This is a genomic window from Kitasatospora sp. NPDC005751 (assembly GCF_040630835.1).
Lineage (GTDB): Bacteria > Actinomycetota > Actinomycetes > Streptomycetales > Streptomycetaceae > Kitasatospora.
Genome location: NZ_JBEXYC010000047.1, coordinates 1 through 22,086, shown reverse-complemented (window position 1 = coordinate 22,086; position 22,086 = coordinate 1). Strand labels below are relative to the sequence as shown.

The following is a 22,086-nucleotide window of genomic DNA, read 5'->3' as shown; positions in this document are numbered from 1 at the left end:
CGACGATCACCCAGGAGTTGCCCCGTGCGCGAGCAGGCATCGCAGAGGTTCCGTTCTTCCGACCGGCAGCAGGGCGGTGGCCGGCGCAGGGCCCTGCGGGCCGCGGCCGCCGTGGCCGGGGGCGCCATGACGATGGGGCTCCTCGCGGCGCCCGCGGCCTCCGCGACCTCCGGGACGTCCGCGGCCTCCGGGACGTCCCGGCCGGACGCCGTCCAGCAGGGGCTGACCGCGCTGCTGCAGTCGGACGGCACTCCCGGTGCACTGGCGAGCGTCACCGACCGGTACGGCCGCACCCGCACCTACACCGCGGGGGTGGGCGACGTGACGACCGGCGCGAAGGTGCCCGACGACGGACAGGTCCGGATCGGCAGCAACACCAAGGCCTTCACGGCGGCGGTCGTGCTGCAGCTGGTCGGCCAGCACAGGATCGACCTCGGCGCCAAGGTCGAGGACTACCTGCCGGGCCTGGTCCGCGGCGAGGGCGCCGGGGCGGGCATCGACGGGAACGGCATCACCGTCCGCCAGCTCCTCCAGCACACCAGCGGACTCCCCAACTACAGCAAGTACCTCGACGACGACGTCCGCTACTACGACCCCCGCGAGCTCGTCGGCATCGCGCTGCGGCACCCGGCCGACTTCGACCCGGGGAAGGGCTGGGCATACAGCAACACCAACTACGTGCTGGCCGGCCTGATCGTCGAGAGCGTCACCCACCGGTCGCTCGCCACGGAGATCGATCGGCGCATCATCAAGCCGCTCGGTCTGCGCCACACCTACTTCCCCGCCCCCGGTGACGCGACCATCCGGGAGGCCCACCCCCACGGCTACTACCGGGACGAGGCGGGCGCCCTGGTCGACATCACGGACATGGACCCCTCCTGGGGCTGGGCGGCGGGCCAGCTGGTCTCCACCAACTCCGACCTCAACCGCTTCTACAGCGCGCTGCTGACCCCCGGCCGCCTCCTCCTGCCCGAGCAGCTCCGCCAGATGCAGGACACCGTTCCCGCCGAGGAGACCTTCGGCCCCGGCGCCGGTTACGGACTGGGCCTGGTGAGCATGCCGCTGCCGTGCGGCCCCGGCGTCTACTGGGGTCACGGCGGCAGCTTCCCCGGGTTCGAGACCCGGGGCGGCGTCACCACCGACGGCCGGGCCGCCAACGTGGCGGTGACCGTCCAGCTGACCGACCAGCCGTCCCGGTCCCGCGTCGACGACGTGGTGCGCACGGCCCTCTGCCGCTGACCCGCACCGGCCCGCACCCGGCCCGCACCCGGCCCGCACCCGGCCCGGACAACCCGCCGGCCCGTCACCCCGGGGAAGCCGGCCCACGCCACCCCGGGAAAAGCCCGGCCCGGACAACCCGCCGGCCCGTCACCCCAGGAAGCCGGCCACCGTCGCCACGAACCGGTCGGCGTCGTCCAGCCACGGGTAGTGGCCTGCCCCGGGCTGGACGACCGGCTCGGCGTCGGGGAACAGTGCGGCGAACTCCGCGACCGGGCGCGGCGGGCTGTTCAGGTCGAACTCCCCGGTCAGCAGCAGCGCGGGCGAGGGGAGGGCGGCGAGCGCCGCCCTGGTCGCCCCGGGGGTGAAGGCGCCGTCGGCCGCGAACCGCTCGACGGCCTCCGGGTTGCCGGGCCGCCCGGCCTCCTGGACCTGGCGCGCCGACGCGTCCCACCGCCCGTGGAAGAACGGGTCGACGGCCGCCCAGTCGGTGCCGGTCCCCTCGGTGATCGCCTCCAGCGCGGCGTACGCCGCCGGGAACCACGGCTCGCCGCTGCGCAGCCGCGCCACCTCGCGCCGGGTCCCCCCGTCGATCTCGATGCCGACGGCCCGCGTCCCGGGGCCGACCAGCACCAGCCTGCGGACGTTCGCCGGATGGCGGGCCGCGTACTGCGTGGCGATGTTCGCGCCGGCGGAGTGGCCGAGCACGTCCACCCGGTCGAGTCCGAGGTGGCGGCGCAGGGCCTCGACGTCGTCGACCAGGCGGTCGCAGCGGTAGGAGTCGGGATCCTCCGGGAGGGCGGAGCGGCCGGTGCCGCGCAGGTCCGGGACGATCAACCGCCGGTGCGCGGACAGGCCGCCGAGGTCGCCGAGGTAGCGGGAGTCCGCCGGTCCGCCGGGGATGCAGAGCAGCGGGTCGCCGTCCCCGTGGACGCGGTAGGCGAGTCGGGTGCCGTCAGGTGCGGAGTAGGTGGGCATGGCAGGGATCATGGCACTCATAACCAGGTTATACAACCCGGTTATGGGCAGCGCCGCCGCAGGTGTATAACCGAGTCATGGCAGGCGACCGCGACACCCACCCGACGTACGAGGCCCTGACCGAGGACCAGGCCGAGCGGATCATCGCCGGCATGAACGAGGTCATCCGGGCCGGTGAGGAGATGCGGACCCTGCGCACCGAGATGATCCAGGTGCTCGTCGGCCTCGGCTGGAGCCAGAGCAGGATCGCCCGGCTCACCGAGATGAGCCAGCCGGCCGTCTCCAAGCAGGTGGCCAGGCACGGGAGCGGCGAGCCGCAACCCCCGCTGGACGTCTCGCTCGACCAGCACGACACGCCCTGGCTCGAAGGGCGCCTCTGGGGCCTCGCCGAGGAGGTCTCCGAGACCCTCGACGACCGCGCCCACTGCACCCGGCACGTCACCGCACTCGCCCGGGGCCGCAAGCGCTTCACCCCCCAGGGCGTCGACGAGCTGCGCCGGCTGCTCGAAGAGGACCTGCGGGTGCACCGGGAGCGGCTGCCCGGCAGCCACCGCGCGGCCTACGACGCGATCAGCCGGGCCCTGGACGTCCCCGCCGCGCGTACCGCACCCCCGACCGGTCCACCGAAGGCCGCCATGGCCTCCGCCTCGGTGCGCCGCGCCCTCGCCCACCGGGTGCAGCGCGACCGGCTGCGGGGCGGCGAAGCCGGGACTTCCTCGCAGAATTGACCCACCGAATCCCCTGCGGAAAGCACCATCTCGCGGGCCGCATCCGCTCCTAGGCTCGTACGCATGACACCCGTTCAGATCCCCCAGCGCATGAACCTCTCCGCCGTCGCCCCGAAGGTCTTCAAGGCCGTCCTGGCGCTGGACGCAGCCTCCCGCCAGGGCCTCGACCCGGTCCTGGTCGAACTCGTGCAGATCCGCGCCTCGCAGCTCAACCACTGTGCCTACTGCATCGATTACCACACCGGCGACGCCCGCCGGGCGGGCGAGCGCGAGGAGCGCATCTACCAGCTGAGCGCCTGGGAGGACTCCAGCCTCTTCACGGCCGAGGAGCGCGCGGCGCTCGCCCTCACCGAGGCGGTGACGCTGCTGCCGCAGGGCGTCTCCGACGCGGTCTACGACGAGGCGGCCGCGCACTTCGACGAGAAGGCGCTGGCCCAGCTCATCGCGCTGATCTTCACGGTCAACACCTGGAACCGGATGAACGTCGCCACCCGCAGGACCCCCGGAGCCGCGTGAGGCGCTCCGCCGAGGCCCACCCACGGGGGCGGAGTTCCCGTAGGGCCGCACACATCCTTCCTCCCCTCAGGTGAACCAACCCCCGGCGGCCGTCACGGGGCGTGCACGCTCCGGGCGCACGCCCCCCGGACGCGCCTCACCCCAGGATGCGCGGGAGGGTGACCCGCACCCATTCCTCCGGCTGCGACAGATGCGGAGCGTGACCGGCGCCCGCGTACAGGTGCCGCTCCGCCTTCGGGAGCACGAGATCGATCATGTCCAGCACCTCGCCGTACATCGGCGCGTTGTCATCGCTCTGCGTGAGCAGCGCGGGCTCGGTGAAACGGGACAGCGCGGTCAGGTCGAGGTCCAGCGCGTCCGGGTCCCGCAGCTCGTCCAGGTACGTCGGGGCGTTGCGGATGTAGGTGTGCCGGATCGGCGCGGGCAGCTGGGCCCACGCTCCCGGGCCGAAGGCGAGCGTCTCCACGAACAGCTCCGCCGCGGCCGCCGACTCCGCCTGTTCCAGCAGTTCCCGCACGTCGGCGATCCGGCCGGCGAACGCGGTGGCGATGGGCCGCAGGTCCGGGTCGGCCAGCAGCATCGACGTCCCGGGCGGCTCGTGCACGGCGACGCCGCGCACCAGGTCCGGGCGGGCGGCGGCGAGGCGCAGCGTGATCAGCGAGCCGTAGGAGTCCCCGCAGACGAAGACGGGCGCGAGACCGAGGCCCTGGATCAGCCCGGCGAGGTCGGCCGCGTCCTCGTGGACCGATCCTTGGGTGAGCAGGTCGTCGCTGCGGCTGTGCCCGCGCCGGTCGTAGGCGACCACGGTGGCCTGCTCGGCCAGCCCGGGCACCACCCGCGCCCAGCTGTCGGCGTCGCTCCAGGACCCGTGGACCAGCACCACGCCCGGCCCGGCACCCCGGGCCTCGTAGTACAGCGCCACCCCGTTCACCTGTATCTCGGCCATCGCGAGCCTCCCGACCGCGGTCGTGCTCCAGCCCCTCTCCGACAAGCCTGACACACCCGTGTGGGCACCGGTCGGATCAGCGCACCGAACAACCTCACGCCCCCGGTGCCCCGACCGGGAGGCGGTGACGGAGCGCTGTTCCTGCCCCTCGACCGCCCCTCGACCGCCCCTCGACCGCCCCTCCCCGGGGCCCACCGCCACAGCTCTCACCGAGGGTGACGGGCACGGGCGACCGGACTCAGACCGCCACCGGCCACCGGTCGGCGAGCAGCAGGGCCGGCGGGCCGCCCGGAAGGAGGAATCACCCCTCGCCGACTGCGGCGAGGGCGTCGTCCATCGACCACCACATCAGCCCGAACCCGTCCTCACCGGGCGCGAGCTGCGCGGGCCGACGGTCAGGCCACGGGCCTCGAAGAGCTGGAGTCGCGCGTGGAGCCCGGCACGGAGGAAACGGCGCGGTCAGTACGGCGACCAAGCCTCGGGAGTCACGGGCGACGACGACGGTCGCGTCCCGGTTGGGCAGCTGCGTGTTGGACATGTACGGAGACCGGGCCCCGGCGCTCCGCCATGCAGGCGAACGGCACGTTGGTCACGGTGGGGTGGACGATCCCGAGCCCCTCGGGTCCATGGGCTGCTCCCTCCCCCGGTGGCGGCGGTCGAGGAGGGTGTCCGACCAGGTGACGCCCCGCATCAGGGCGGCGGCGAGGGTCGTCCACCAGACGACGCGGGCGGTGGCGGGCTCACCGGGTCCGACCAGGGCCGCAGCGAGGAAGGCGAGCCCGAGGCTGAGCGCGAACACGACCGCTACGGTGACGAGTTCGGCGGTCGAGGGGCGGCTGGAGGGGCGATCGGCGGAGCCGGCTCGCGGGACCGGATGACCTTCGCGCGAGGCGTGATCACGTCCGGTGAGGATGTGGCGGCGGTGCTTGGGACGGCGGCGGTGCTTCGCTCGGCAGTGCATGGTGCTCAATTCCTGAGAAGGGGAGGAGGATCGGCGTCCGCCAGCAGGACGCGCACCCAGACGCGCTTGCCCGCACCGCGCCGCACGACCACGCCGAAGTCGAAGGCCAGCTCCCGGACCAGCTCGATCCCGCGCCCGCCCTCGTTGAAGCGGCGCGGACGCCGCTCCTGGAGCGGCAGGTCGTAACGCGGGTCCCACACCTCCAGGCGGCAATCGCCGCCGAACTCCTGGAGGTAGATCCGGACTTCACCGTGGCCCTGGCAGGCGTGCACCACGGCGTTGGTGACCAGTTCCGAGGTGATCAGGACGAGATCGTCGACGCGCTCGCCCTGCCACCCCCACTCGGTGAGTCGTTGACGGACCTGATGGCGAGCCGTCCGCACCGAGCCGGCGTGCTCGGTGAGGACTGCTTCCCAGGTCTGGAGGACAGGTCTGCTCAAAGTGGACATCGTTCGCCCCTTCGCATCTCAACACCCCGTCAGGAGCGTGTTCGTGCGGTCACGTTGAGTGTGGAGCTTGGCGATTCGAAATAGCAACTAGAACGCCTTAGAAAATCGGTGGATCTTGAAACGGCTTGAGTCGAACGGTTCTGTCCGGCAAGACTGGTCGTCCACACCCGAGGGGAGGGGCCCCACTTGAGCAAGGACCTGTCCGCGATCAGGCAGATCAGGCTCGGCGACGAGCTGCGCGCCCTGCGGCTGGAGAACAACAAGACCCTCATCGATGTGACGAGTGGCCTGGACGGCTGGAGTCCGGCTCGCCTCAGCAAGATGGAACGGGCAGACCAACCTGTCGGTGCCAACGACCTGGCAACGCTCATGGACTACTACGGCGTGACGGGTGCGGATCGGGACTACTTCGAGAACCTTCTCGGGAGCGGTCCGCCCAAGCAGTGGTGGCGAAGCCTCGACTACGCCGAGGCGATCACGCCGGCCTTCGCGGAGTATCTCGCTCTCGAAGCCGACGCCTCACACATGCAGAACTACTTCCCCTCAGGGTTCCCCGGACTCGTTCAGACCGAGGGCTACGCGAAAGAAATGATCGCCGCCGGAACGGACGCGCCCAACGAGGAGTTGGTCGAAGCTGGAGCGGAGGTCCGTATCCTTCGCCAGCGACGGCTGAGTGAGGCGCCCACGCTCAGCTTTGAGGCGTACTTCGGCGAGGTCGCGCTGCTCGTGGCCGGGGACCAGAAGGTACTTGTCGAACAGATTCGGCACGCGATCAGGGTCTCCGGACAGCCCAACATCACCCTGCGAATGGTCCCCTTGAGCGCGGGACGACAGGGCATCCTGAACTCGGGCATCACTCTCATGCGATTCCCCGACGACCCCGAAAATGGCTTCGTATTCGTCGAAGCCATCGGCGGTATGCTCCCCCGGAGAACGGGACGCGACGTACGGCGAGCCGAGCGGGCCTTCGCACGAGTCGAGCGGTGCGCGCTGTCTCCGGAAGACACCATCACCGCCCTTGAGCGCAAGTTGGAAGAGCTGACGTGAGCGAGAAGCACAGTCCGTATGACCACGATCCCGCCACCGCTGACTGGGTCAAGTCCCCGTTCTCCGGGGAAGGCAACGGCGACTGCGTGATCATCGCCCGCTTCCCCAACGGCGACGTCTGGCTCGGCGACGACAAGGACCTCACCCGCCCCCACCTCGCCTTCGACCAGGCCGAGTGGAGCGCCTTCGTGAAGGCCATCGAAGCCCACTCCCCCAACTTCACCGCCTGACAGAGGTCCCAGGCCCTGCCCGCCCGGGCAGGGCCTGCACCGCACCTCCGGCGAACGCTCCCTCCTCCGCTAGCCCGATGGCGTGACCCCACAGTTGTGCTCCCGCCGGGCAGGCTCTCCGGTCCGTAGGTTGGACACGATCCATCGTGAACCGGCCGACGAACACGCAGGAGTGAGCATGGCGACCGCAGCGCCCCCTTCCGCCGCCGCCCAGGCGGCCATGACGCTCGCCGCGATCGCGGCGACCGCCGCCACCCCGCGCCCCTCGGGCGAGGCCCTCGCGGACCAGAGCACCCGGGTGGCCCGCGGCATCACCCTGCAGCTGGCCGACCCCTCGCTCGCCACCGGGGGCACCTGGGTGCTCTCCTGGGTCGGGTTGAGTCCGGACAACGCCAACATGGCGTACCTCGCCGTCAACACCGACGGTTCCAACACCTTCGCCGTGGTGATCCGCGGCACCGACGCCAACGTGACCGACCTGCTGGAGGACCTCGGCGTCGGCACGGTCGTCCCGTTCACCGCCGTCGGCACCCCGCCCGGCCCGGTCTCGGTCGCCAAGGGCGCGATGGAGGCGTTCACCGAGGTCGTCACCATGACCAGCGCGGGTGTCACCCTCGTCCAGGCCCTGACCACCGCCCTGCGCCAGGCCCCGTCGAACCCGACGGTCCACGTGATCGGCCACAGCCTGGGCGGCGCCATCGCGACCATGGTCGCGCCGTACCTGCGGACGTTCACCTGGCCCGACGGCACCCCCCAGTTCTCGCTCTACACCTTCGCCGCCCCCACCGCCGGGGGTACGGACTTCGCGACCTACGTCAACTCCCTGAAGTGGCAGGCGAACGAGCGCTACTACAACGCCTACGACCTCGTCCCGCAGGCCTGGAACAACCTCGACGAGGCCAGGACGTGGTACCCGGATCCGCCCGGCCCGGCGGCGAACGAGGACGTCAAGGCCGTGATCGGGGCGATCGCCGGCCTGCCCGGTCCCAACGTCTACGCCCAGCCGGGCGACGACATGAGGCTGAACGGCACGTACGGGCCGCCCGGGTCCTACGACCCGTCGGTGGTGAAGAAGTCGGTCCAGGACTTCATGGGGCAGGTGGCCTTCCAGCACGCCAACTCCACCTATCTGCGGCTGCTCTACGCGCCCGACGTGGACGCCGGTCCGGTGGTGACCGGCGTGAGCCCCAGTACCGGCGCACCGGGCACCCAGGTCGTCATCAGCGTCACCGGCAGCGGGTTCGACCAGTACACCGGCGTCGACTTCGGCACGGTGCCGTGCTCACAGGTGGCCATCGCCGTTCTCCCCACCGGCATCCGGATCTCCACCCCCGCGCCCCAGGGCGTCGGCGTCGTCCCCGTCCGCGTCACCACCGGCCTGGGCACCTCTCCGGCGGTCCCGTTCGGCCAGTTCGCCTACGGCGGCCCGGCCCCCGTGGTGGTGACCGGCATCGGCCCGGACACCGGCGAGTCCGGCACCTCCGTCACCATCACGGGCGTCAACTTCGGCTCGACGGCGACCGTCCACTTCGGTGACAAGGCCTCGAAGCACGTCAAGGTCAGCCCGCCCGACACGATCGTCGCCACCGCGCCGGAGCAGGGCATCGGCGTGGGCCTCGGCAAGACCAAGACCGTCAACGTCACCGTGCTGTCGAACGGTTACTCGTCCCCGGCCGGCCCCTCGAACGAGTTCGTCTACGAGAAGTGACCCCGGCGGGGCGGGGCCCCGCTACACCGGCTTCGTCGCGCGGATCGAGTAGATCAGCGGCACACGCGGCTGCCCGGCCGGGTAGCGGTAGGCGCCGTCCTCCGACTCCAGGACGGGGAAGCGGGGGAACAGCGTGAAGTCGTGCTCGTGCAGGAACTCCACCCGCAGGCCGACCGCCACCAGGGCGCTGAGCACCTCGCCGATCCCGTGCTGCCACTCGATCGTCACGTTGGCGGTGGTCGCCGCGCCCAGGTCGGCATAGGTGCCGGGCTCGTCCCAGACCATCGGGTCGCGCCGGAAGTAGTCCGTCTCCACGGTCCGGCCGTCCTCCGCCAGGATGTCGGCGAACGGGTGGAACTCGGCCAGGTAGAGGAAGCCGCCCGGAGCGACCAGCGCGGCCGCCGTCCGGGCCCACCGGTCGATGTCGGGGAGCCAGCACAGCGCGCCCAGCCCGGTGTAGACGATGTCGAACGTGCGGGCGTCGAGCACCTCGACGGCGTCGTACACATCGGCGGTGACGAAGCGGGCCGTGGCCGCGCCGATCTCCTTGGCGATCCCCTCGGCCTCGGCCACGGCCGGCGCCGAGAAGTCCAGCCCGGTGACCGTGGCGCCCCGCCGGGCCCATGCCAGCGTGTCCAGGCCGATGTGGCACTGCAGGTGGACCAGCGTCTTCCCGGTGACCTCGCCGACCTCGGCGAGCTCGAAGTCCCGCAGCGGGTCCTGGCCGGCGACGAAGCCGGGCACGTCGTAGAACGCCCCGGCGGTGTGGATCGGGACGCGCTCGTCCCAGTTGGCACGATTCACCGCGCGCCAGTCAGCGGCTCCCGGGGTCTCAGTCATACCGCCACGCTAACCAGCGACCCCGGCAACCCCCAACCGATTACGACGACCGGACGCACGGCACGGTCGGCTTCCGGCCGCGCCGACCGAACCGGCGGAACCACTACGGCCGGCCGCGACGCGCGAAGTACGCGCGACCCAGGAGGACACCGCCGATTCCGGCAAGGTGGTAGCCGACATCGCTGGAGGCATGGAATGTTCAAGAGCGTCACCACCGTGATGACCTTCGCGCTCGACCCCGGGGCGTCGGCCCGCGGTGGGGGGAGTTCCTGGGCGTGCCCGTGAAGACGAAACTCAGCGACACCGGGTCCGTCTACGCCTGGGTGGAGATCGCCGGGGTTGAGTTCGGGTTCCACCCCGCCGATGACGAGCGCAATCGCCGGGGCGCCGGCCCGGTCGTGTAATGGGGCGTGGACGACCTCGACCAGGTACCCGTTCGGCACCGTCGTCGGCATCGAGGGCCCGTAGCCGGACCGCGCCGAACACCGCTCCCCCTGCTGGTGGTTCGGCACCTTCCGCAGCCCGGCAGGCCCCGCCCGGCCGCCGCCGCCCCGGGCGGCCGTCCGCCCTCCAGGGCCGGGCCCCCGATCAGCCCCGCAGCTCGGTTTCGAGGCGGTCGCGGAAGGCGTCCAGGCGGCTGCGGCCGGGGGTGAAGACCGGCAGCTGGCGCAGGATCGCGCCGACGGCGGGCGGTGCGTGCTCGATCGCCCACCGGATCTCCGCATCACCGGCCGCCCGGTCGCCGGCCGCCGCGAGTTCCCGCGCGTGCGCCGCGTACATCGCCGGGCCGAGGGCGTGTTTCGCCTGGTGGGGGGTGGCCAGCGGGTGGATGTAGGGGCTCGCCGCCGCGTAGCCCGCGGCGCGGGCGGCCGCCGTGGCCGCCGGGTCGGCGACGTCACGCGCGGCTGCGAGCGCCGCGAGGGCGACGGCGCGGAGCCTCCCCGTCCGCTTCCCGTCGCGGGTGAAGACGCGGATGCCGTCGATCGCCTCGCCCGGGCGGGTGTCGGCGGGGGCCCGCGCCTCGAACAGCGGCAGGACGCGCTCGGCGCAGTCTGCGGTCCAGGCTCCGAGGAGCCGGCGGTCTTCGTCGCTGATCGTCACCGTGTCCATCCGCCCATCCTGCCCGCCCCCGCCACCCGCCGTCGCCCACCCGCCGTCGCGCGGCCGCCCGCCCACCCGCCCGCCGCCGTCCGCCGAGTCGCCCGGCCGGGGCCGTACAGTCCTGGCCATGGCGACCGAGACCCCCACCCCACCCTGGCGCGAGCTCGAACGCGCCACCGTCTTCGGCAAGTTCGGCCGGTCCGTCGACCGGGTCGACTTCGAACTGCCGGACGGCAGCCGGGCGGACTTCTACCTGAAGCGCGAAAGCCCGGCCGGTGCGGTGCTCGCGCTCACTCCCGACCGGCGGGTCGTCCTCGCCCGCCAGTACCGGCCCGGGCCCGGCCGGGTGCTGTACGAGCTGCCCGGTGGCCTGCTGGAGCCGGGCGAACTCCCGGTCGACGCCATCGCCCGGGAACTGCTGGAGGAGACCGGCTACCGGGGCGAGATCCAGCCGGTCGGGCAGCCCCCTGTCAAGTTCTAGTGTTCAGATCTTTGCGTCCCATCGCCCGGCAGAATCCGGCCGTCGGCAGGGGCAGGGCGGATGTGGGGTGCCCCCGAGCCGTCCGGACGGCTCGGCGCACTCATGTGTGGTGGGTCAGGCGCTCGGCTTGATGGGGGCGACGCCGCTGCCGGGACAAGGGACGGCGAGGTCGGCCGCGAACTCGGAGAGAGCACCGGCCAGCAGCTCGGCGCCGCGCGACCTGGTGAGGATGTCACTCATGGTGCTCCTCCTTGACCTCCTGTTTCGGGGGGTGCCAGGCCCGTGCCCAGCCGCCGTGCATCCGTGTGCGGCGGCCGGGCCGGGAGTCTGTGGATGTGCCGTGTGGCCGGTGCGGATCAGGGGCGGCCGAGGGCGCGGAAAGTCCAGCCGGCCGCGCGCCAGCGGTTCGCGTCGAGGCTGCCGCGGGCGTCGATGACCTTGGGGACAGCGATGTGCCGGGCGAGGTCGGCCGGGTCGGCGTCTGAGTACTGGGTCCAGTCGGTCAGGTGCAGAAGCAGCCCGGCGCCGGTGACGGCCCCGGTGGGGTCATCGGCGTAGTCGAGCTGGGGGTAGGCGCTGCGGGCGTTCTCCATCGCGGCTGGGTCGTGGACAGTGACCTCGGCGCCGGCCCGCTGGAGGGCGTCGGCGACCGAGAGGGCCGGGGAGTCGCGGATGTCGTCGGTGTGGGCTTTGAAGGCGGCGCCCCAGACCGCGATCCGCTTGCCGATCACGGTGCCGCCGAGGGTCTCGCGGGCGAGCTCGACGGTGTGCTCGCGCCGGCGCCGGTTGATCGCCGCGACCTGGCGGAGCAGACCGGTGTCGGCGCCGAGTTCTTCGGCGCGGTGGGTGAAGCCGGCCAGGTCCTTGGGCAGGCAGCCGCCGCCGAACCCGAGGCCGGGCCGCATGCCCTTGGCTCCGATCCGGTGGTCATAGCCCAGGGCGAGGGCGATCTGCTGGACGTCGGCGCCGGTCTTCTCGCAGAGCTCTGCCATCGCGTTGATGAAGGAGATTTTGGTGGCGAGGAAGGCGTTCGCGGCGCCCTTGATCAGTTCGGAGGTCGGGATGTCGGTGACGATGAGCGGGGAGCCGGTGGCCAGGATGTCGGCATAGACGGTCCGGAAGACGGCTTCGCTGCTGGCGTCTCCGTCCTCGATGCCGAGGACGAGACGGTCCGGCTCCAGGGTGTCCAGGACGGCGAAGGACTCGCGCAGGAACTCCGGCGACCAGGCCAGGCGGGCGCTCGCCCCGGCGCGGACGTGCTCGTCCAGGGTCTGCCGCAGCTTCGCGACGGTGCCGACCGGGACGGTGGACTTGCCGATGATCAGCGCGCCGTCGCCGAGCCGTGGGGCCAGCCGGCGGACGGCGGTGTGGAGGGGGGTGAGGTCGTAGGCCCCGCTGCCGTCCTGCTGGGGGGTGCCGACGCCCAGGAAGTGGACGTCGGCGAAGGCGGCGGCCTCCGCGTAGGAGGCGGTGAACCGCAGAGCGCCTGCGGCGGTGTGCTTGGCGAGTAGGTCGTCCAGGCCGCGCTCGACGAACGGGGCCTGGCCCTTGTTCAGGGCGTCGACCTTGTCGGTGTCGGTGTCCATGCCGAGGACCTGGTGGCCGAGCTCGGCCATTGCGGCGGCGTGGGTCGCGCCGAGGTAGCCGCAGCCGATCATGGTGAGCTTCACGAAACGTGTCCTTCCAAGGGGGCGGGGGCCGCCCGGCCAGGCGCCCCAACCCCCTTTGGGGACGGGGCGTCAGGCGCCTGGCTGGGCGGCCAGGAAGCGGTGGATGCCGTCGCGGATGAACGGCGGGATGGTCAGAACGGGCAGGTACTCGGGGGCGAAGAACTGGAGCTTGACGCCCTCGGCCAGCGGCAGCACGGTCTCGTCGCCGTCCCAGGAGCCGGCGAAGAAGGTGATGATCTGCCCCGAGCCGTGAACGTCCCGGGTCTCGAACAGCTCGGCCGGGCCGCCGTCGACGGCCAGGCCGGCTTCCTCGTCGAGCTCGCGGACGATCGCCTCGATCGGGCGCTCGCCGGGGTCGCAGCCGCCTCCCAGGAGGCTCCAATGGCCGGGCCAGGTCACACCGTCGAGGTCGTCGCGCAGGTGCAGGAGGAGTTCGCCGCGCCGGTTGGTGATGATCGCGACCGCTCCGCGCGGCTCGGCGGCGGACGGCTCGGTGGGGAGAGTCTGGGGATCCATGCACTCACCGTAGTGAGCCGACGGTGCGTCATGCCGCGGCCGTGAGGGCGTGGTCGCAGAACCAGGCCGCGGCCATCAGCGCCTGCATGCGGGTGCGGTCGAACCGCCCGCCCGGCTTCAGGCCGCCGGCCAGCAGCGGCCGCAGCGAGACGGGGGCCTGGTCGAGAGCGGTGGAGATCTGCACGGTCGCCCAGGGCTCCAGCGGGCCGGACAGCCAGCTCGGGACCGGGGAGGCGAAGCCGAGCTTGTCCCGGCTTCCCCAGACCTCTCGGGGCAGTCCGAGGGCCTTCGCGGCGTCCCGCAGGATCCGCTTCCCAGCCGCCGGATCGGCGATCTTGTGCTCGACCGGCAGCCGGTAGGCGAACTCGACCAGGTCCCGTGCCAGGAACGGTGAGCGTCGCTCCAGCGCGAAGGCGGAGGCCAGCTTGTCCGAGGTCATCACCAGCGGACGCCAGGCCGTGGCCAGGTCCGCCAGCGTCAGCCCCCGAGCCAGGTCCCCGTCGGCCCGGCGGAGGGCGTCGGCGACAACCTCCCGCAGGCGGCCGTCCGGGTCCTGCCCGCGCAGGATGAGCCTCACGATCGCCTCGGCTGGCTCCAGCGTGCCGCCAGCGTCGCCAAGGAGTTGGACGCGAGCGGCCGGTAGGCGTCCAGCCCGGCGCCCAGCACAGCCACCGGGCCGAAGAGGACGAGCGCGTGGCGGACGTAGCCCATCAGGAACTCGTCCGGCCCGAGTCCGCCGACGGCGACGCGGATGCCGCGTTCGGCGATCGCCCGGTAGGCCATGTGCTCGGAGAACGTGGACGCGTTGCCCATCGGATAGTCCAGTGCGTGCATGATTTCCGGCAGCGTGCGAGCGAAGTCGGCGGCGGTCGGCTCGATGACGACCAGCTCGGCACCGATGTCCCGGGCGACGACGGCTGCCGTCGCGGACTCGTCGAGGCGGTCCTGTCCGGGGTAGCGGACCGTGATGCAGAGCTGGGGCCGCATCAGGTAGGCCAGCACCGAGGAGTCCAGTCCGCCCGACAGCAGCAGCGCGAAGTCGCCAGCCGGCGCCCGCATCGGGATCCGGTCGGCCAGCAGGGTCGAGAGCCTGGCGAGCGCGGTGCGGTAGTCACCCTGCCAGGGCTCCAGGCCCTCCAAGGTCCACCAGGTCCGCTGGACCAGCGAGCCGGTGGCGACGTCGAAGGCAAGAAGCCCGGCGGGCGGGAGGAGCTGGATGCCCTGGAACGGGGTGTCGGCGCCGGTGGGCGTCTCGATGCTGGGCATCTCCGGGCGGACGACCAGCGGGGCGGCGCCGTAGCCGGTCAGGGTGGTGACCTCGGAGGCGAACGCGAGCCGGCCACCTCCAGGCGCCAGTAGAGCGGCTTCTCGCCGAGCCGGTCCCTGGCCAGGAACAGGCGTCCCTCGCGCGGGTCGTAGGCGGCGAGGGCGAACATGCCGTCCAGGCCGGCCAGGCAGCCGGGGCCGAGCTTGGCCCAGGCCCGCAGGACCAGGTGGGCGTCGGTCTCGCCGGGCTCTAGGACGATGCCCCAGGCCGCGGCGACCTGCCGGTAGTTGTGGATCTCGCCGTTGAAGGTGAGGACGATGCCGCTGGCCGGGTCCTGGTACGGGCCGGGGGCGCCGGCTGTGTCGACGATCAGCAGGGTGTTCATGGACAGCACCGCCCGGCCGTCGGCCGAGGTGAGGTGCCGGGTGCCGTCCGGTCCGCGGTGGTGCTGAGCGAGCCCCATCGCGGCGACTGTGGTCTGGTGGCGGACGGCGTCGGCGCCGGCCAGTCCTGCGATTCCGCACATCTGGTTGTCACCCCTGAGCGTGAAATCAGTGGTGGCCCCCGCCGGGAGGTTTCCCCCCAGGTCCCGGCAGAGGCCCGGAACACCAGGCAACCGCCTGACGGCCGATGAAGGCAGGGCTCGCAGGGGGGCTCACAACTCGTGAAAGCGGTTCACTGCGAGCGGTGGAGGCAATACTCTCGGTGATCCGGAATCAGGTGCCGGGCGTACGAATTCTCGTGCCCAGTCGAGTACGACTCCCCGTGCCCAGCCGGGGAACGGATTGAGGGGGACGCTGTGGCGTCGACCACCCGCCGGGCCAAGCCGCCGAACGACGCGCTGGCCCGGATGATCGAACAATGCGAGGGCGCCAGCCACAAGTCGCTGGCCCACCGCGTGAAGCAGCTGGCCGACGAGGCCGGGCTGGCCACCACATATACGCATACCTCGGTCGCGAACTGGTGCCGCCGGGGCATGGTCCCCGACTGGCCGGTGCCCAAGCTCCTTGCACGGGCGATCGGCGAACGGCTCGGCCGGCCCGTGCAGTTGGCGGAAATCGGTATGGCGGATGCGGAGACACCGGGCGCCGCGGTGGGGTTGGATTTCCCGCGAGAGCCCGCCGACGCCGTGCGCGTCGCCACTTCGTTCTGGAGTTCCGTGAACCGCCGCGACTTCCTCACCGGATCCAGCTTCGCCGTCGCCTCGTTCACGACCCCGGTGACCCGGTGGCTGGTGAGCCCGGCCGACGACCGTGCCGACCACCGCGGCGGCGCCCGCGTCGGTCGGGCCGACCTGGACGAGCTCCGCGACGCCGCCGACGAGGCCCGCCGCTGGGACTCGAAGTATGGCGGCGGCAACTGGAAGGCAAACTCCGTCACCGACTGCCTCCAGCGCCGGGCCGCCCCGCTGCTGTCCGGCACGTTCTCCGACGAGGTGGGCCGCGAGCTGTTCTCGGTGACCGCCGAGCTGTCCCGCCTGGCCGGCTGGACCGCTTTCGACATCGGCCAGCACGACGTCGCCCAGCGCCACTTCATCCAGGCCCTCCGCCTCGCCCGGGCCGGCGGCGACGTGCAGCTCGGCTGCTATGTGCTCACCACCATGGCGATGCAGGCCCTGCTGCGGGGCTTCCCCAGCGAGGCCATCGACATGACCCAGGGCGCCTTCGCGCGCGCCAACGGCCAGGCCACCCCCCGGGTGCTGGCCTTCACCAAGCTCATCGAGGCCCGCGCCCATGCCCGCGACGACAACGCGAAGGCGGCGGCCTCCGCTCTGGCGGCCTCCGAGATACTGCTCGACCGAGCCCGCGACCGCGCCGACGAGCCGGCTTGGATCGACTTCTATCACCACGCCCGGCTCTCCGCCGACGCCGCCGAGGTCTTCCGCGATCTTGAGAAGCCCAAGGAGGCCCTGGCCTGGAACGCTCAGGCCGCCGCCATGCAGCCCGGGGTGTTCACCCGCTCGGTCGGGATGCGCCTGGCGATCGTCGGAACCGCCCACCTCCAGAGCAAGGACCTCGACCAGGGCCTGGAACTCGGCAACCAAGCCGTCGACATCCTCGCCCGCGTCCAGTCCAGCCGGGCCAAGGACTATGTTCGCGAGTTCAACGCCGCCCTTACCCCCTGGCGCCGCGAGACAGCGGTCCGCGACTTCCTCCATCGGACCCGCAGCGAGCTCACCGTCGCCGCCTGATCCTGGCTGGTCCCGACAGCGGTGCTGCCGGGACCAGCGGGCCGACCGTCGACCGGTCCGGTCAGTGGTTGGGGAAGCGCAGGACGTTGTCGGGCAGCCGCGGGCCCGGGGCGGTCAGCCGGCGGAGCCGGGGGGCGCCACCTTGGCGTGGTGGCCCATGAGCCTGGCCAGCAGCCCGGTCAGCGTGCCGCGCTCCGCGGCGCTCAGCGGCGCGAGCAGCTCCTCCTGCGCCGCGTCGACGATCGCGTCGAGGCGGCGCAGATACCCACGCCCCTCCGAGGTGACCGTGACGACGTTGCGGCGGCGGTCGTCGGGATCGGGCGTGCGCTCCACGAAGCCGCGGTCGGCGAGGTCGTTGACGACGGCGACCATGTCACTGCGGTAGACGCCGGTGCGTCGGCTGAGCGTCGACTGGCTGGCCGGGCCGGCGTCGGCGAGGGCGACCAGGACCACGAAGTGCCACTTGCGGGCTCCCTCGGCGGCGAGGCCGTCGCCCACCAGGCGGTCGGCGTACATCGCGTTCATCGCCAGCAGCCTGCTCGGCAGCGCGCGCACCCGGGCGGGCGCCGGATGGTCGGCCGGGCGGTCGTCGCGGACGGCGGCAGCGGAGTCCGTCGGGGTCGGGGTCGGGGTCCAGCTCGGGGTCGGGCCCTTGGCGCCCTGGGTGTCCATGGCCCTGATTCTACTCATTGCGTTAGTCGCACTAACGACATACGGTAGGGAGCATATCGAAACCATTAGTGCTACGAACGTTAGCGCAGCTAACGAATTACGCGGCACCGCGAGAGGACCGACCGACCATGCCCACCGTCGACGTCATCGACTCCCACATCGCCTACACGGACAGCGCCCCCGCCGGCGGCACCGACAGCGGCCCGGGCCACCCGCCCGTGGTCTTCCTGCACGGCAACCCGACCTCCTCCCACCTGTGGCGCGGCGTCACCCCGCACGTCGCCGGCCGCGCCCGCACCCTCGCCCCCGACCTGATCGGCATGGGCGCCTCCGGCAAGCCCGACATCGCCTACGACTTCGCCGACCAGGCCCGCTACCTGGACGCCTGGTTCGACGCGCTGGACCTGCGGGACGTCGTCCTGGTCGGCCACGACTGGGGCGGCGCTCTCGCCCTCGACCGGGCCGCCCGCCACCCCGAGCGGGTACGCGGCGTGGTCCTGCTGGAGACCATGCTCAAGCCCCTCACAGCCGCCGAACTCCCCGCGCCCGCCCGCGCCCGCTTCGAGGCCTTCCGCACCCCCGGGGTCGGCGAGCGACTGGTCCTCGAACAGAACGTCCTCATCGAGACCGCGTTCACGGGCGGCGTGCTGACCCCGCTCGCCGAGCCGGACGTCCGGCCGTACCGCGCCCCCTACCCCACCCCCGCGAGTCGGCGCCCGCTGCTCGCCTGGCCGCGGATGATGCCGATCGACGGCGAGCCGGCCGACGTCGTCGCCCGGATGACCGCCTACGGCATCTGGCTCGCGAACAGCACGGACGTGCCCAAGCTGCTGCTGACCTTCGACTCCTCGCCGACCCTGCTGATCGACGAGGCCACGGTCGCCTGGAGCCGCGAGCACATCAGCCATCTGACCGTCGAGCACTGCGGCCCGGCGGGGCACCACGCCCCCGAGGACCGGCCCGACGCGATCGGCGGCGCGATCGCCGACTGGCTGGCCGCCCAGGCCTGGTGACGGCCCCGGCACCCCGCCCGCGCGACGTGGCACGACGCGGGGCACCGGGACCGCTCACCACCCCGCTACAGCACCACCTCCGCGAGCTTCCCGGTCGCGATGTCGAAGACGAAGCCGCGCAGGGCGTCGGTCCTCGGGACGAACGGACTGTTCCGGATCCGGGCGGCGGACTGCCGGACGTCCGCCTCCAGGTCGGCGAAGGCCTCGGCCGCCCACGGCGGCTTGATGCCCGTCTCCTCCCGGATCGCCTCCCGGAAGGCGTCGTCGCCGAAGGTCAGCATGCCGCAGTCGGTGTGGTGGATCAGGATGATCTCCTGCGTGCCCAGCAGCCGCTGACTGATCGCCAGCGAGCGGATCGCGTCGTCCGTGGCGACGCCGCCGGCGTTGCGGATCACGTGCGAGTCGCCCTCGTCGAGCCCGAGCGCCGCGTAGACGTCGAGCCGCGCGTCCATGCAGGCCAGGACGGCACTCCGGCGGCCCGGCGGGAGCGGCAGCGGCCCCTGGAAGTCGACCGCGTAGGCGGCGTTGTTGCGGAGGTAGTGCTCGGTGGCGGCACCGGCTTCGGTCATGACTGTCTCCTTCGAGGACGTTCGAGGACGTTCCAGGACATTCGAGGACATGCGAGGACAGGGGTTCACCGCGGGAGGCGCCCGACCGCGGGGCACCGGCGGGTACGCCGGAACGGCGTGGCCGCCTCGGGCGCTTCGGGACACGGGGCCGGCTCGCGGGACCGGCGGGGACCGGACGGCGACAGCGCGGGGCACGGGAGAGGCGCGCGCGGAAGGCCGTACGTCAGCGGTCGAGCGGACAACTCGCGCTGGACACGCGGCCGTAGTCGACGTGACGACGGCGGACGAGCTCGGTCATGGCCGCACGGTAATACCCAACTCGCCACCTCCGCCAGGGAATCGACCCGAGACCACCCGAACGAGGCAATCGGGCTCCCCCCCCGCCCGGGGCACAATGACCCTCCACAGCACAGGAACCCGGAGCCCCGCATGACCGACTTCGCGATCGACGAGACCCTGGTGCGGGAACTCCTGCGGGAGCAGCACCCGGACCTCGCCGGGCTGGACATCCGCCGGGTGGACGCCGGGTGGGACAACCAGCAGTGGCGGCTCGGCGAGGAGTCGGCCGTACGGATCCCCCGCACGGAACGGGCGCCGGAGCTGCTGCGGAAGGAGCGGGAGTGGCTGTCCGTGCTGGCCCCGCGGCTGCCCCTGCCGATCCCGGTCCACGTTCGGGCCGGTGAGCCGTCCGCGCTCTTCCCCCGGCCGTGGAGCGTGGTCCGCTGGGTCCCGGGCGAGCCGGCCGACCGGGCGCCGATCGAGCGTGGCGACCACGCGGCGGGCGTGCTCGCGGAGTTCCTCGCGGCGCTCCACCGGGAGGCGCCCGCCGGGGCGTTCCCCGGTTCGAACCGGGGCGCTCCGCCCAGGGAGGCCGCCGGTGGCTTCGAGCAGCTGCTCCACCTCGTCGCCGCCGACGTCGCGGCGGACGTCCGGCGAGTCTGGGCGGAGGCCGTCGCCGCGCCCGACCGGGAGGGCCCGCCGAGCTGGCTGCACGGCGACCTCCACCCGGCGAACGTCGTCGTCACGGACGGAACGCTGTCCGGCGTGCTCGACTTCGGCGAACTCTGCGCCGGCGACCCGGCGGCGGACCTCGCGGCGGCCTGGCTGCTCCTGCCCGAAGGCGCGGCGGACGGCTTCTTCGACGCCTACGCCGAGGCCACCGCGGCCGAGGTGGACACGGCGACGGTGCTGCGCGCCCGGGGCTGGGCGCTGCTGCGCTGCCTCTCCCTGATCGGCATCGGCCTGGCCGGGGAGCGCGGCCTCCCCGGTGGGCAGCGGACCTGGGGTCCGGCCGGGCGGGCGGCGCTCGCGCGGGTCCTGGCTACGGGGTAGACCCTGGGGCGGGCGCCCCGGCGGCCGCCCGGTGGCGTGCGCGGTAGGAGCGCGGCGTGGTGCCGGTCAGCCGGGCGAAGTGCTGCCGCAGGCTCGCGGCCGACGCGAAACCGGCCAGCGCCGCCACCCGTTCCACCGGCTCGTCGGTCTCCGTGAGCAGCTCGCGGGCGCGGTCCAGGCGCAGCCGGAGCAGGTACTGCGGCGGGCTGACGCCGGCCTGGGCACGGAACCGGCGGTTGAGGCTGCTGACGCTGATTCCGGCGTGCGCGGCGACGTCGGCGGGGGTCAGCGGGAGGTGCAGGCGGGCCTTCAGCCAGCGCAGGGTCGGTTCGAGGCCCGCGCTGTCGGCGAGTTCGCGGTCGATGCCCTCCTGGACGCGGTCCGCGTGCCGCAGCAGGGGGGTGAGGAGCTCCCGCGAGGTCTCGCCGGCCGTCCGCTCCCCGTGGTCCTGGGCCAGCAGGTGCAGGCAGACGTCCAGCCCGCCGAAGATCCCGGCCGAGGTGAGGAAGCGGCCGTCGGCCACCGCCGCGCCGACCGGGTCGACCTCGATCCGGGGGTGCCGCCGGGCCAGTTCCGCGGTGTGCCGCCAACCGGTGGTGGCGCGCCGGCCGTCGAGCAGGCCGGTGGCCGCGAGGGTGAACACCCCGGTGCCGATCGCGCCGATCCGCCCGCCCCGCGCGGCCGCGGCCCGCAGCACGTCGAGGACCTCGGACGGCGGCTCCACCGGGGCGCCGTCACGCCCCGCCAGCAGCACGGTGTCGGCGTCGGCGAGGCCCTCCAGCCCGTGCGGGACGGTGATGCCCAGCGGCGCCGGCAGCCCGATCCCGACCGGCCCGGGCGCGGCACACAACCGCACCTCGTAGGCGACCCCCGGGTGCTCACGTGCCGCCGTCCCGAACACCAGCCCCGGCGTGGTGAGGTGGTGTCCGGGCAGCCCGTCGGGCACGAGGACGGCGATGACCGACATACCCGGAATGTACCCGAAGCCCGGGGCGGCCTGGCCACCGTCCCGGCGGTCACCCCAGGTAGGGCGTCGCCCGGTCGTCGAGGTAGTGCCGGAGCCGGAGCCGCTGCGTGTGGTGCATCGGCAGGTCCCCGATGTCGTCCGGAGCCACGAACCGCAGGTCGGTCGACTCGTCGGAGATCCGGAGCTCCCCGCCCGTGACGCGGGCGGTGAAGCAGACGTTGAACTGCTGCCGCACCTCGCCGTCGGAGTAGGCGATCACATGCCGGGGGTCGGTGTAGGTGCCGACCAGCCCGGTGATCTCGACGACGAGCCCGGTCTCCTCGCGGACCTCCCGGACCGCGGTGCCGGGAAGCGACTCACCGAGGTCCATCGTGCCGCCCGGCAGCGCGTACAGGCCGTTGTCGGTGCGCCGTTGGAGCAGCACCCGCCCCTCCTCGTCGGCCACCACGGCCGACGCCGCCACCACCAGCCGGTTCGGCTCCGGCGCGCCGGGATCGTCGTAGAACTCGGTTCGTGCCACGTGGTCAGCTCTCCTCGACTCTTCGGCGACCGCTGGGGCGGCGTTCCCATACTGCCCTGGCGGCCGGGGGCCGGGCGGCGGCGGGGGGGGGCGGGCGCCGCCGCCGCGCGGAGCACGGTTTTTTGGTTTTTCTTGTGTGTGTGCGTATCTGTGAGCCCGTCAGTGG

The 22,086-nt window shown here is 72.7% G+C and carries 25 protein-coding genes and 2 pseudogenes; 11 read left to right on the top strand and 16 right to left on the bottom strand.

Going from position 1 to position 22,086, the window contains the following annotated elements; all coding sequences use genetic code 11:
- The first annotated feature begins 24 nt into the window (after positions 1-24).
- Positions 25-1,239 (top strand): serine hydrolase domain-containing protein, encoded by a 1,215-nt coding sequence (locus ABZ497_RS28635; RefSeq protein WP_359809321.1) that lies wholly within the window; start codon positions 25-27, stop codon positions 1,237-1,239.
- Between the two features lie 129 nt (positions 1,240-1,368).
- On the opposite strand, the gene ABZ497_RS28630 is transcribed toward ABZ497_RS28635, so the two are convergent.
- Positions 1,369-2,196: an alpha/beta hydrolase gene (locus ABZ497_RS28630; protein ID WP_359809319.1), complete on the bottom strand. Its 828-nt coding sequence runs from the start codon at positions 2,194-2,196 to the stop codon at positions 1,369-1,371.
- Between the two features lie 77 nt (positions 2,197-2,273).
- Here ABZ497_RS28630 and ABZ497_RS28625 point away from each other — a divergent pair, with 77 nt between their 5' ends.
- Positions 2,274-2,924: a sigma-70 family RNA polymerase sigma factor gene (locus ABZ497_RS28625; protein ID WP_359809318.1), complete on the top strand. Its 651-nt coding sequence runs from the start codon at positions 2,274-2,276 to the stop codon at positions 2,922-2,924.
- Positions 2,925-2,987: 63 nt separating this feature from the next.
- On the top strand, positions 2,988-3,440 hold the full coding sequence (locus ABZ497_RS28620; RefSeq protein WP_359809316.1) for a carboxymuconolactone decarboxylase family protein: 453 nt from the start codon (positions 2,988-2,990) through the stop codon (positions 3,438-3,440).
- A 136-nt stretch (positions 3,441-3,576) separates the two neighbouring features.
- Here ABZ497_RS28620 and ABZ497_RS28615 read toward each other — a convergent pair whose 3' ends face one another.
- The 3 genes from ABZ497_RS28615 to ABZ497_RS28605 all read right to left on the bottom strand — a co-directional run bounded on the left by ABZ497_RS28615 (position 3,577) and on the right by ABZ497_RS28605 (position 5,796).
- Complete coding sequence (locus ABZ497_RS28615; protein WP_359809314.1) at positions 3,577-4,386, bottom strand: alpha/beta hydrolase; 810 nt, start codon at positions 4,384-4,386, stop codon at positions 3,577-3,579.
- A 589-nt stretch (positions 4,387-4,975) separates the two neighbouring features.
- On the bottom strand, positions 4,976-5,185 hold the full coding sequence (locus ABZ497_RS28610; RefSeq protein WP_359809312.1) for a hypothetical protein: 210 nt from the start codon (positions 5,183-5,185) through the stop codon (positions 4,976-4,978).
- Between the two features lie 167 nt (positions 5,186-5,352).
- Positions 5,353-5,796: an ATP-binding protein gene (locus ABZ497_RS28605; protein ID WP_359809310.1), complete on the bottom strand. Its 444-nt coding sequence runs from the start codon at positions 5,794-5,796 to the stop codon at positions 5,353-5,355.
- 186 nt (positions 5,797-5,982) lie between these two features.
- Between ABZ497_RS28605 and ABZ497_RS28600 the strand changes: the two genes are divergently transcribed.
- The 3 genes from ABZ497_RS28600 to ABZ497_RS28590 all read left to right on the top strand — a co-directional run bounded on the left by ABZ497_RS28600 (position 5,983) and on the right by ABZ497_RS28590 (position 8,781).
- A complete protein-coding gene (locus ABZ497_RS28600) occupies positions 5,983-6,843 on the top strand; it encodes a helix-turn-helix transcriptional regulator (protein WP_359809308.1) in 861 nt (286 codons plus the stop codon).
- Positions 6,840-7,073 carry a DUF397 domain-containing protein gene (locus tag ABZ497_RS28595; protein WP_329486737.1) on the top strand — a complete coding sequence of 78 codons (234 nt, stop codon included), beginning with the start codon at positions 6,840-6,842 and terminating at the stop codon, positions 7,071-7,073. Before ABZ497_RS28600 ends, ABZ497_RS28595 begins: the two co-directional genes overlap by 4 nt.
- Positions 7,074-7,251: 178 nt before the next feature.
- Complete coding sequence (locus ABZ497_RS28590; protein ID WP_359809306.1) at positions 7,252-8,781, top strand: IPT/TIG domain-containing protein; 1,530 nt, start codon at positions 7,252-7,254, stop codon at positions 8,779-8,781.
- A 21-nt stretch (positions 8,782-8,802) separates the two neighbouring features.
- Here ABZ497_RS28590 and ABZ497_RS28585 read toward each other — a convergent pair whose 3' ends face one another.
- A complete protein-coding gene (locus ABZ497_RS28585; RefSeq protein ID WP_359809304.1) occupies positions 8,803-9,621 on the bottom strand; it encodes a methyltransferase in 819 nt (272 codons plus the stop codon).
- A 275-nt stretch (positions 9,622-9,896) separates the two neighbouring features.
- Here ABZ497_RS28585 and ABZ497_RS28580 point away from each other — a divergent pair, with 275 nt between their 5' ends.
- Positions 9,897-10,025, top strand: coding sequence for a hypothetical protein (locus ABZ497_RS28580; protein ID WP_359809302.1), 129 nt, complete (start codon positions 9,897-9,899; stop codon positions 10,023-10,025).
- 184 nt (positions 10,026-10,209) lie between these two features.
- Here ABZ497_RS28580 and ABZ497_RS28575 read toward each other — a convergent pair whose 3' ends face one another.
- A complete protein-coding gene (locus ABZ497_RS28575; protein ID WP_359809300.1) occupies positions 10,210-10,731 on the bottom strand; it encodes a putative immunity protein in 522 nt (173 codons plus the stop codon).
- A 118-nt stretch (positions 10,732-10,849) separates the two neighbouring features.
- Here ABZ497_RS28575 and ABZ497_RS28570 point away from each other — a divergent pair, with 118 nt between their 5' ends.
- Positions 10,850-11,203, top strand: coding sequence for an NUDIX hydrolase (locus tag ABZ497_RS28570; RefSeq protein ID WP_359809298.1), 354 nt, complete (start codon positions 10,850-10,852; stop codon positions 11,201-11,203).
- Positions 11,204-11,317: 114 nt separating this feature from the next.
- Here ABZ497_RS28570 and ABZ497_RS28565 read toward each other — a convergent pair whose 3' ends face one another.
- The 6 genes and pseudogenes from ABZ497_RS28565 to ABZ497_RS28540 all read right to left on the bottom strand — a co-directional run bounded on the left by ABZ497_RS28565 (position 11,318) and on the right by ABZ497_RS28540 (position 15,182).
- Positions 11,318-11,443, bottom strand: coding sequence for a hypothetical protein (locus tag ABZ497_RS28565; protein ID WP_359809296.1), 126 nt, complete (start codon positions 11,441-11,443; stop codon positions 11,318-11,320).
- Positions 11,444-11,559: 116 nt separating this feature from the next.
- Positions 11,560-12,873 (bottom strand): UDP-glucose/GDP-mannose dehydrogenase family protein, encoded by a 1,314-nt coding sequence (locus tag ABZ497_RS28560; RefSeq protein WP_359809295.1) that lies wholly within the window; start codon positions 12,871-12,873, stop codon positions 11,560-11,562.
- 69 nt (positions 12,874-12,942) lie between these two features.
- Positions 12,943-13,389 carry an NUDIX hydrolase gene (locus ABZ497_RS28555; protein ID WP_359809293.1) on the bottom strand — a complete coding sequence of 149 codons (447 nt, stop codon included), beginning with the start codon at positions 13,387-13,389 and terminating at the stop codon, positions 12,943-12,945.
- 28 nt (positions 13,390-13,417) lie between these two features.
- Positions 13,418-14,089, bottom strand: a pseudogene (locus ABZ497_RS28550) (asparagine synthase-related protein); the annotation flags it as partial.
- A gap of 120 nt (positions 14,090-14,209) precedes the next feature.
- Positions 14,210-14,376 (bottom strand): annotated as a pseudogene (locus ABZ497_RS28545) (hypothetical protein); the annotation flags it as partial.
- A 317-nt stretch (positions 14,377-14,693) separates the two neighbouring features.
- The gene (locus ABZ497_RS28540; RefSeq protein WP_359809291.1) at positions 14,694-15,182 is read right to left on the bottom strand and encodes a hypothetical protein; all 489 of its coding nucleotides are present in this window, start codon (positions 15,180-15,182) and stop codon (positions 14,694-14,696) included.
- 273 nt (positions 15,183-15,455) lie between these two features.
- On the opposite strand from ABZ497_RS28540, the gene ABZ497_RS28535 reads away from it, so the two are divergent.
- Positions 15,456-16,847, top strand: a complete 1,392-nt coding sequence (locus ABZ497_RS28535) for a sporulation protein (RefSeq protein ID WP_359809289.1) — start codon at positions 15,456-15,458, stop codon at positions 16,845-16,847.
- A gap of 114 nt (positions 16,848-16,961) precedes the next feature.
- On the opposite strand, the gene ABZ497_RS28530 is transcribed toward ABZ497_RS28535, so the two are convergent.
- The gene (locus tag ABZ497_RS28530; RefSeq protein WP_359809288.1) at positions 16,962-17,519 is read right to left on the bottom strand and encodes a MarR family transcriptional regulator; all 558 of its coding nucleotides are present in this window, start codon (positions 17,517-17,519) and stop codon (positions 16,962-16,964) included.
- Between the two features lie 128 nt (positions 17,520-17,647).
- On the opposite strand from ABZ497_RS28530, the gene ABZ497_RS28525 reads away from it, so the two are divergent.
- Entirely contained in the window at positions 17,648-18,532 is an 885-nt protein-coding gene (locus ABZ497_RS28525; protein ID WP_359809287.1) for a haloalkane dehalogenase, read from the top strand.
- 65 nt (positions 18,533-18,597) lie between these two features.
- Here ABZ497_RS28525 and ABZ497_RS28520 read toward each other — a convergent pair whose 3' ends face one another.
- Positions 18,598-19,101, bottom strand: a complete 504-nt coding sequence (locus ABZ497_RS28520) for a carbonic anhydrase (RefSeq protein ID WP_359809285.1) — start codon at positions 19,099-19,101, stop codon at positions 18,598-18,600.
- Between the two features lie 429 nt (positions 19,102-19,530).
- Between ABZ497_RS28520 and ABZ497_RS28515 the strand changes: the two genes are divergently transcribed.
- Positions 19,531-20,433, top strand: coding sequence for an aminoglycoside phosphotransferase family protein (locus ABZ497_RS28515; protein ID WP_359809283.1), 903 nt, complete (start codon positions 19,531-19,533; stop codon positions 20,431-20,433).
- Here ABZ497_RS28515 and ABZ497_RS28510 read toward each other — a convergent pair.
- Complete coding sequence (locus ABZ497_RS28510; protein ID WP_359809282.1) at positions 20,423-21,400, bottom strand: AraC family transcriptional regulator; 978 nt, start codon at positions 21,398-21,400, stop codon at positions 20,423-20,425. The genes ABZ497_RS28515 and ABZ497_RS28510 overlap by 11 nt on opposite strands.
- A gap of 49 nt (positions 21,401-21,449) precedes the next feature.
- Complete coding sequence (locus ABZ497_RS28505; RefSeq protein ID WP_359809280.1) at positions 21,450-21,920, bottom strand: NUDIX domain-containing protein; 471 nt, start codon at positions 21,918-21,920, stop codon at positions 21,450-21,452.
- Positions 21,921-22,086: the final 166 nt, after the last annotated feature.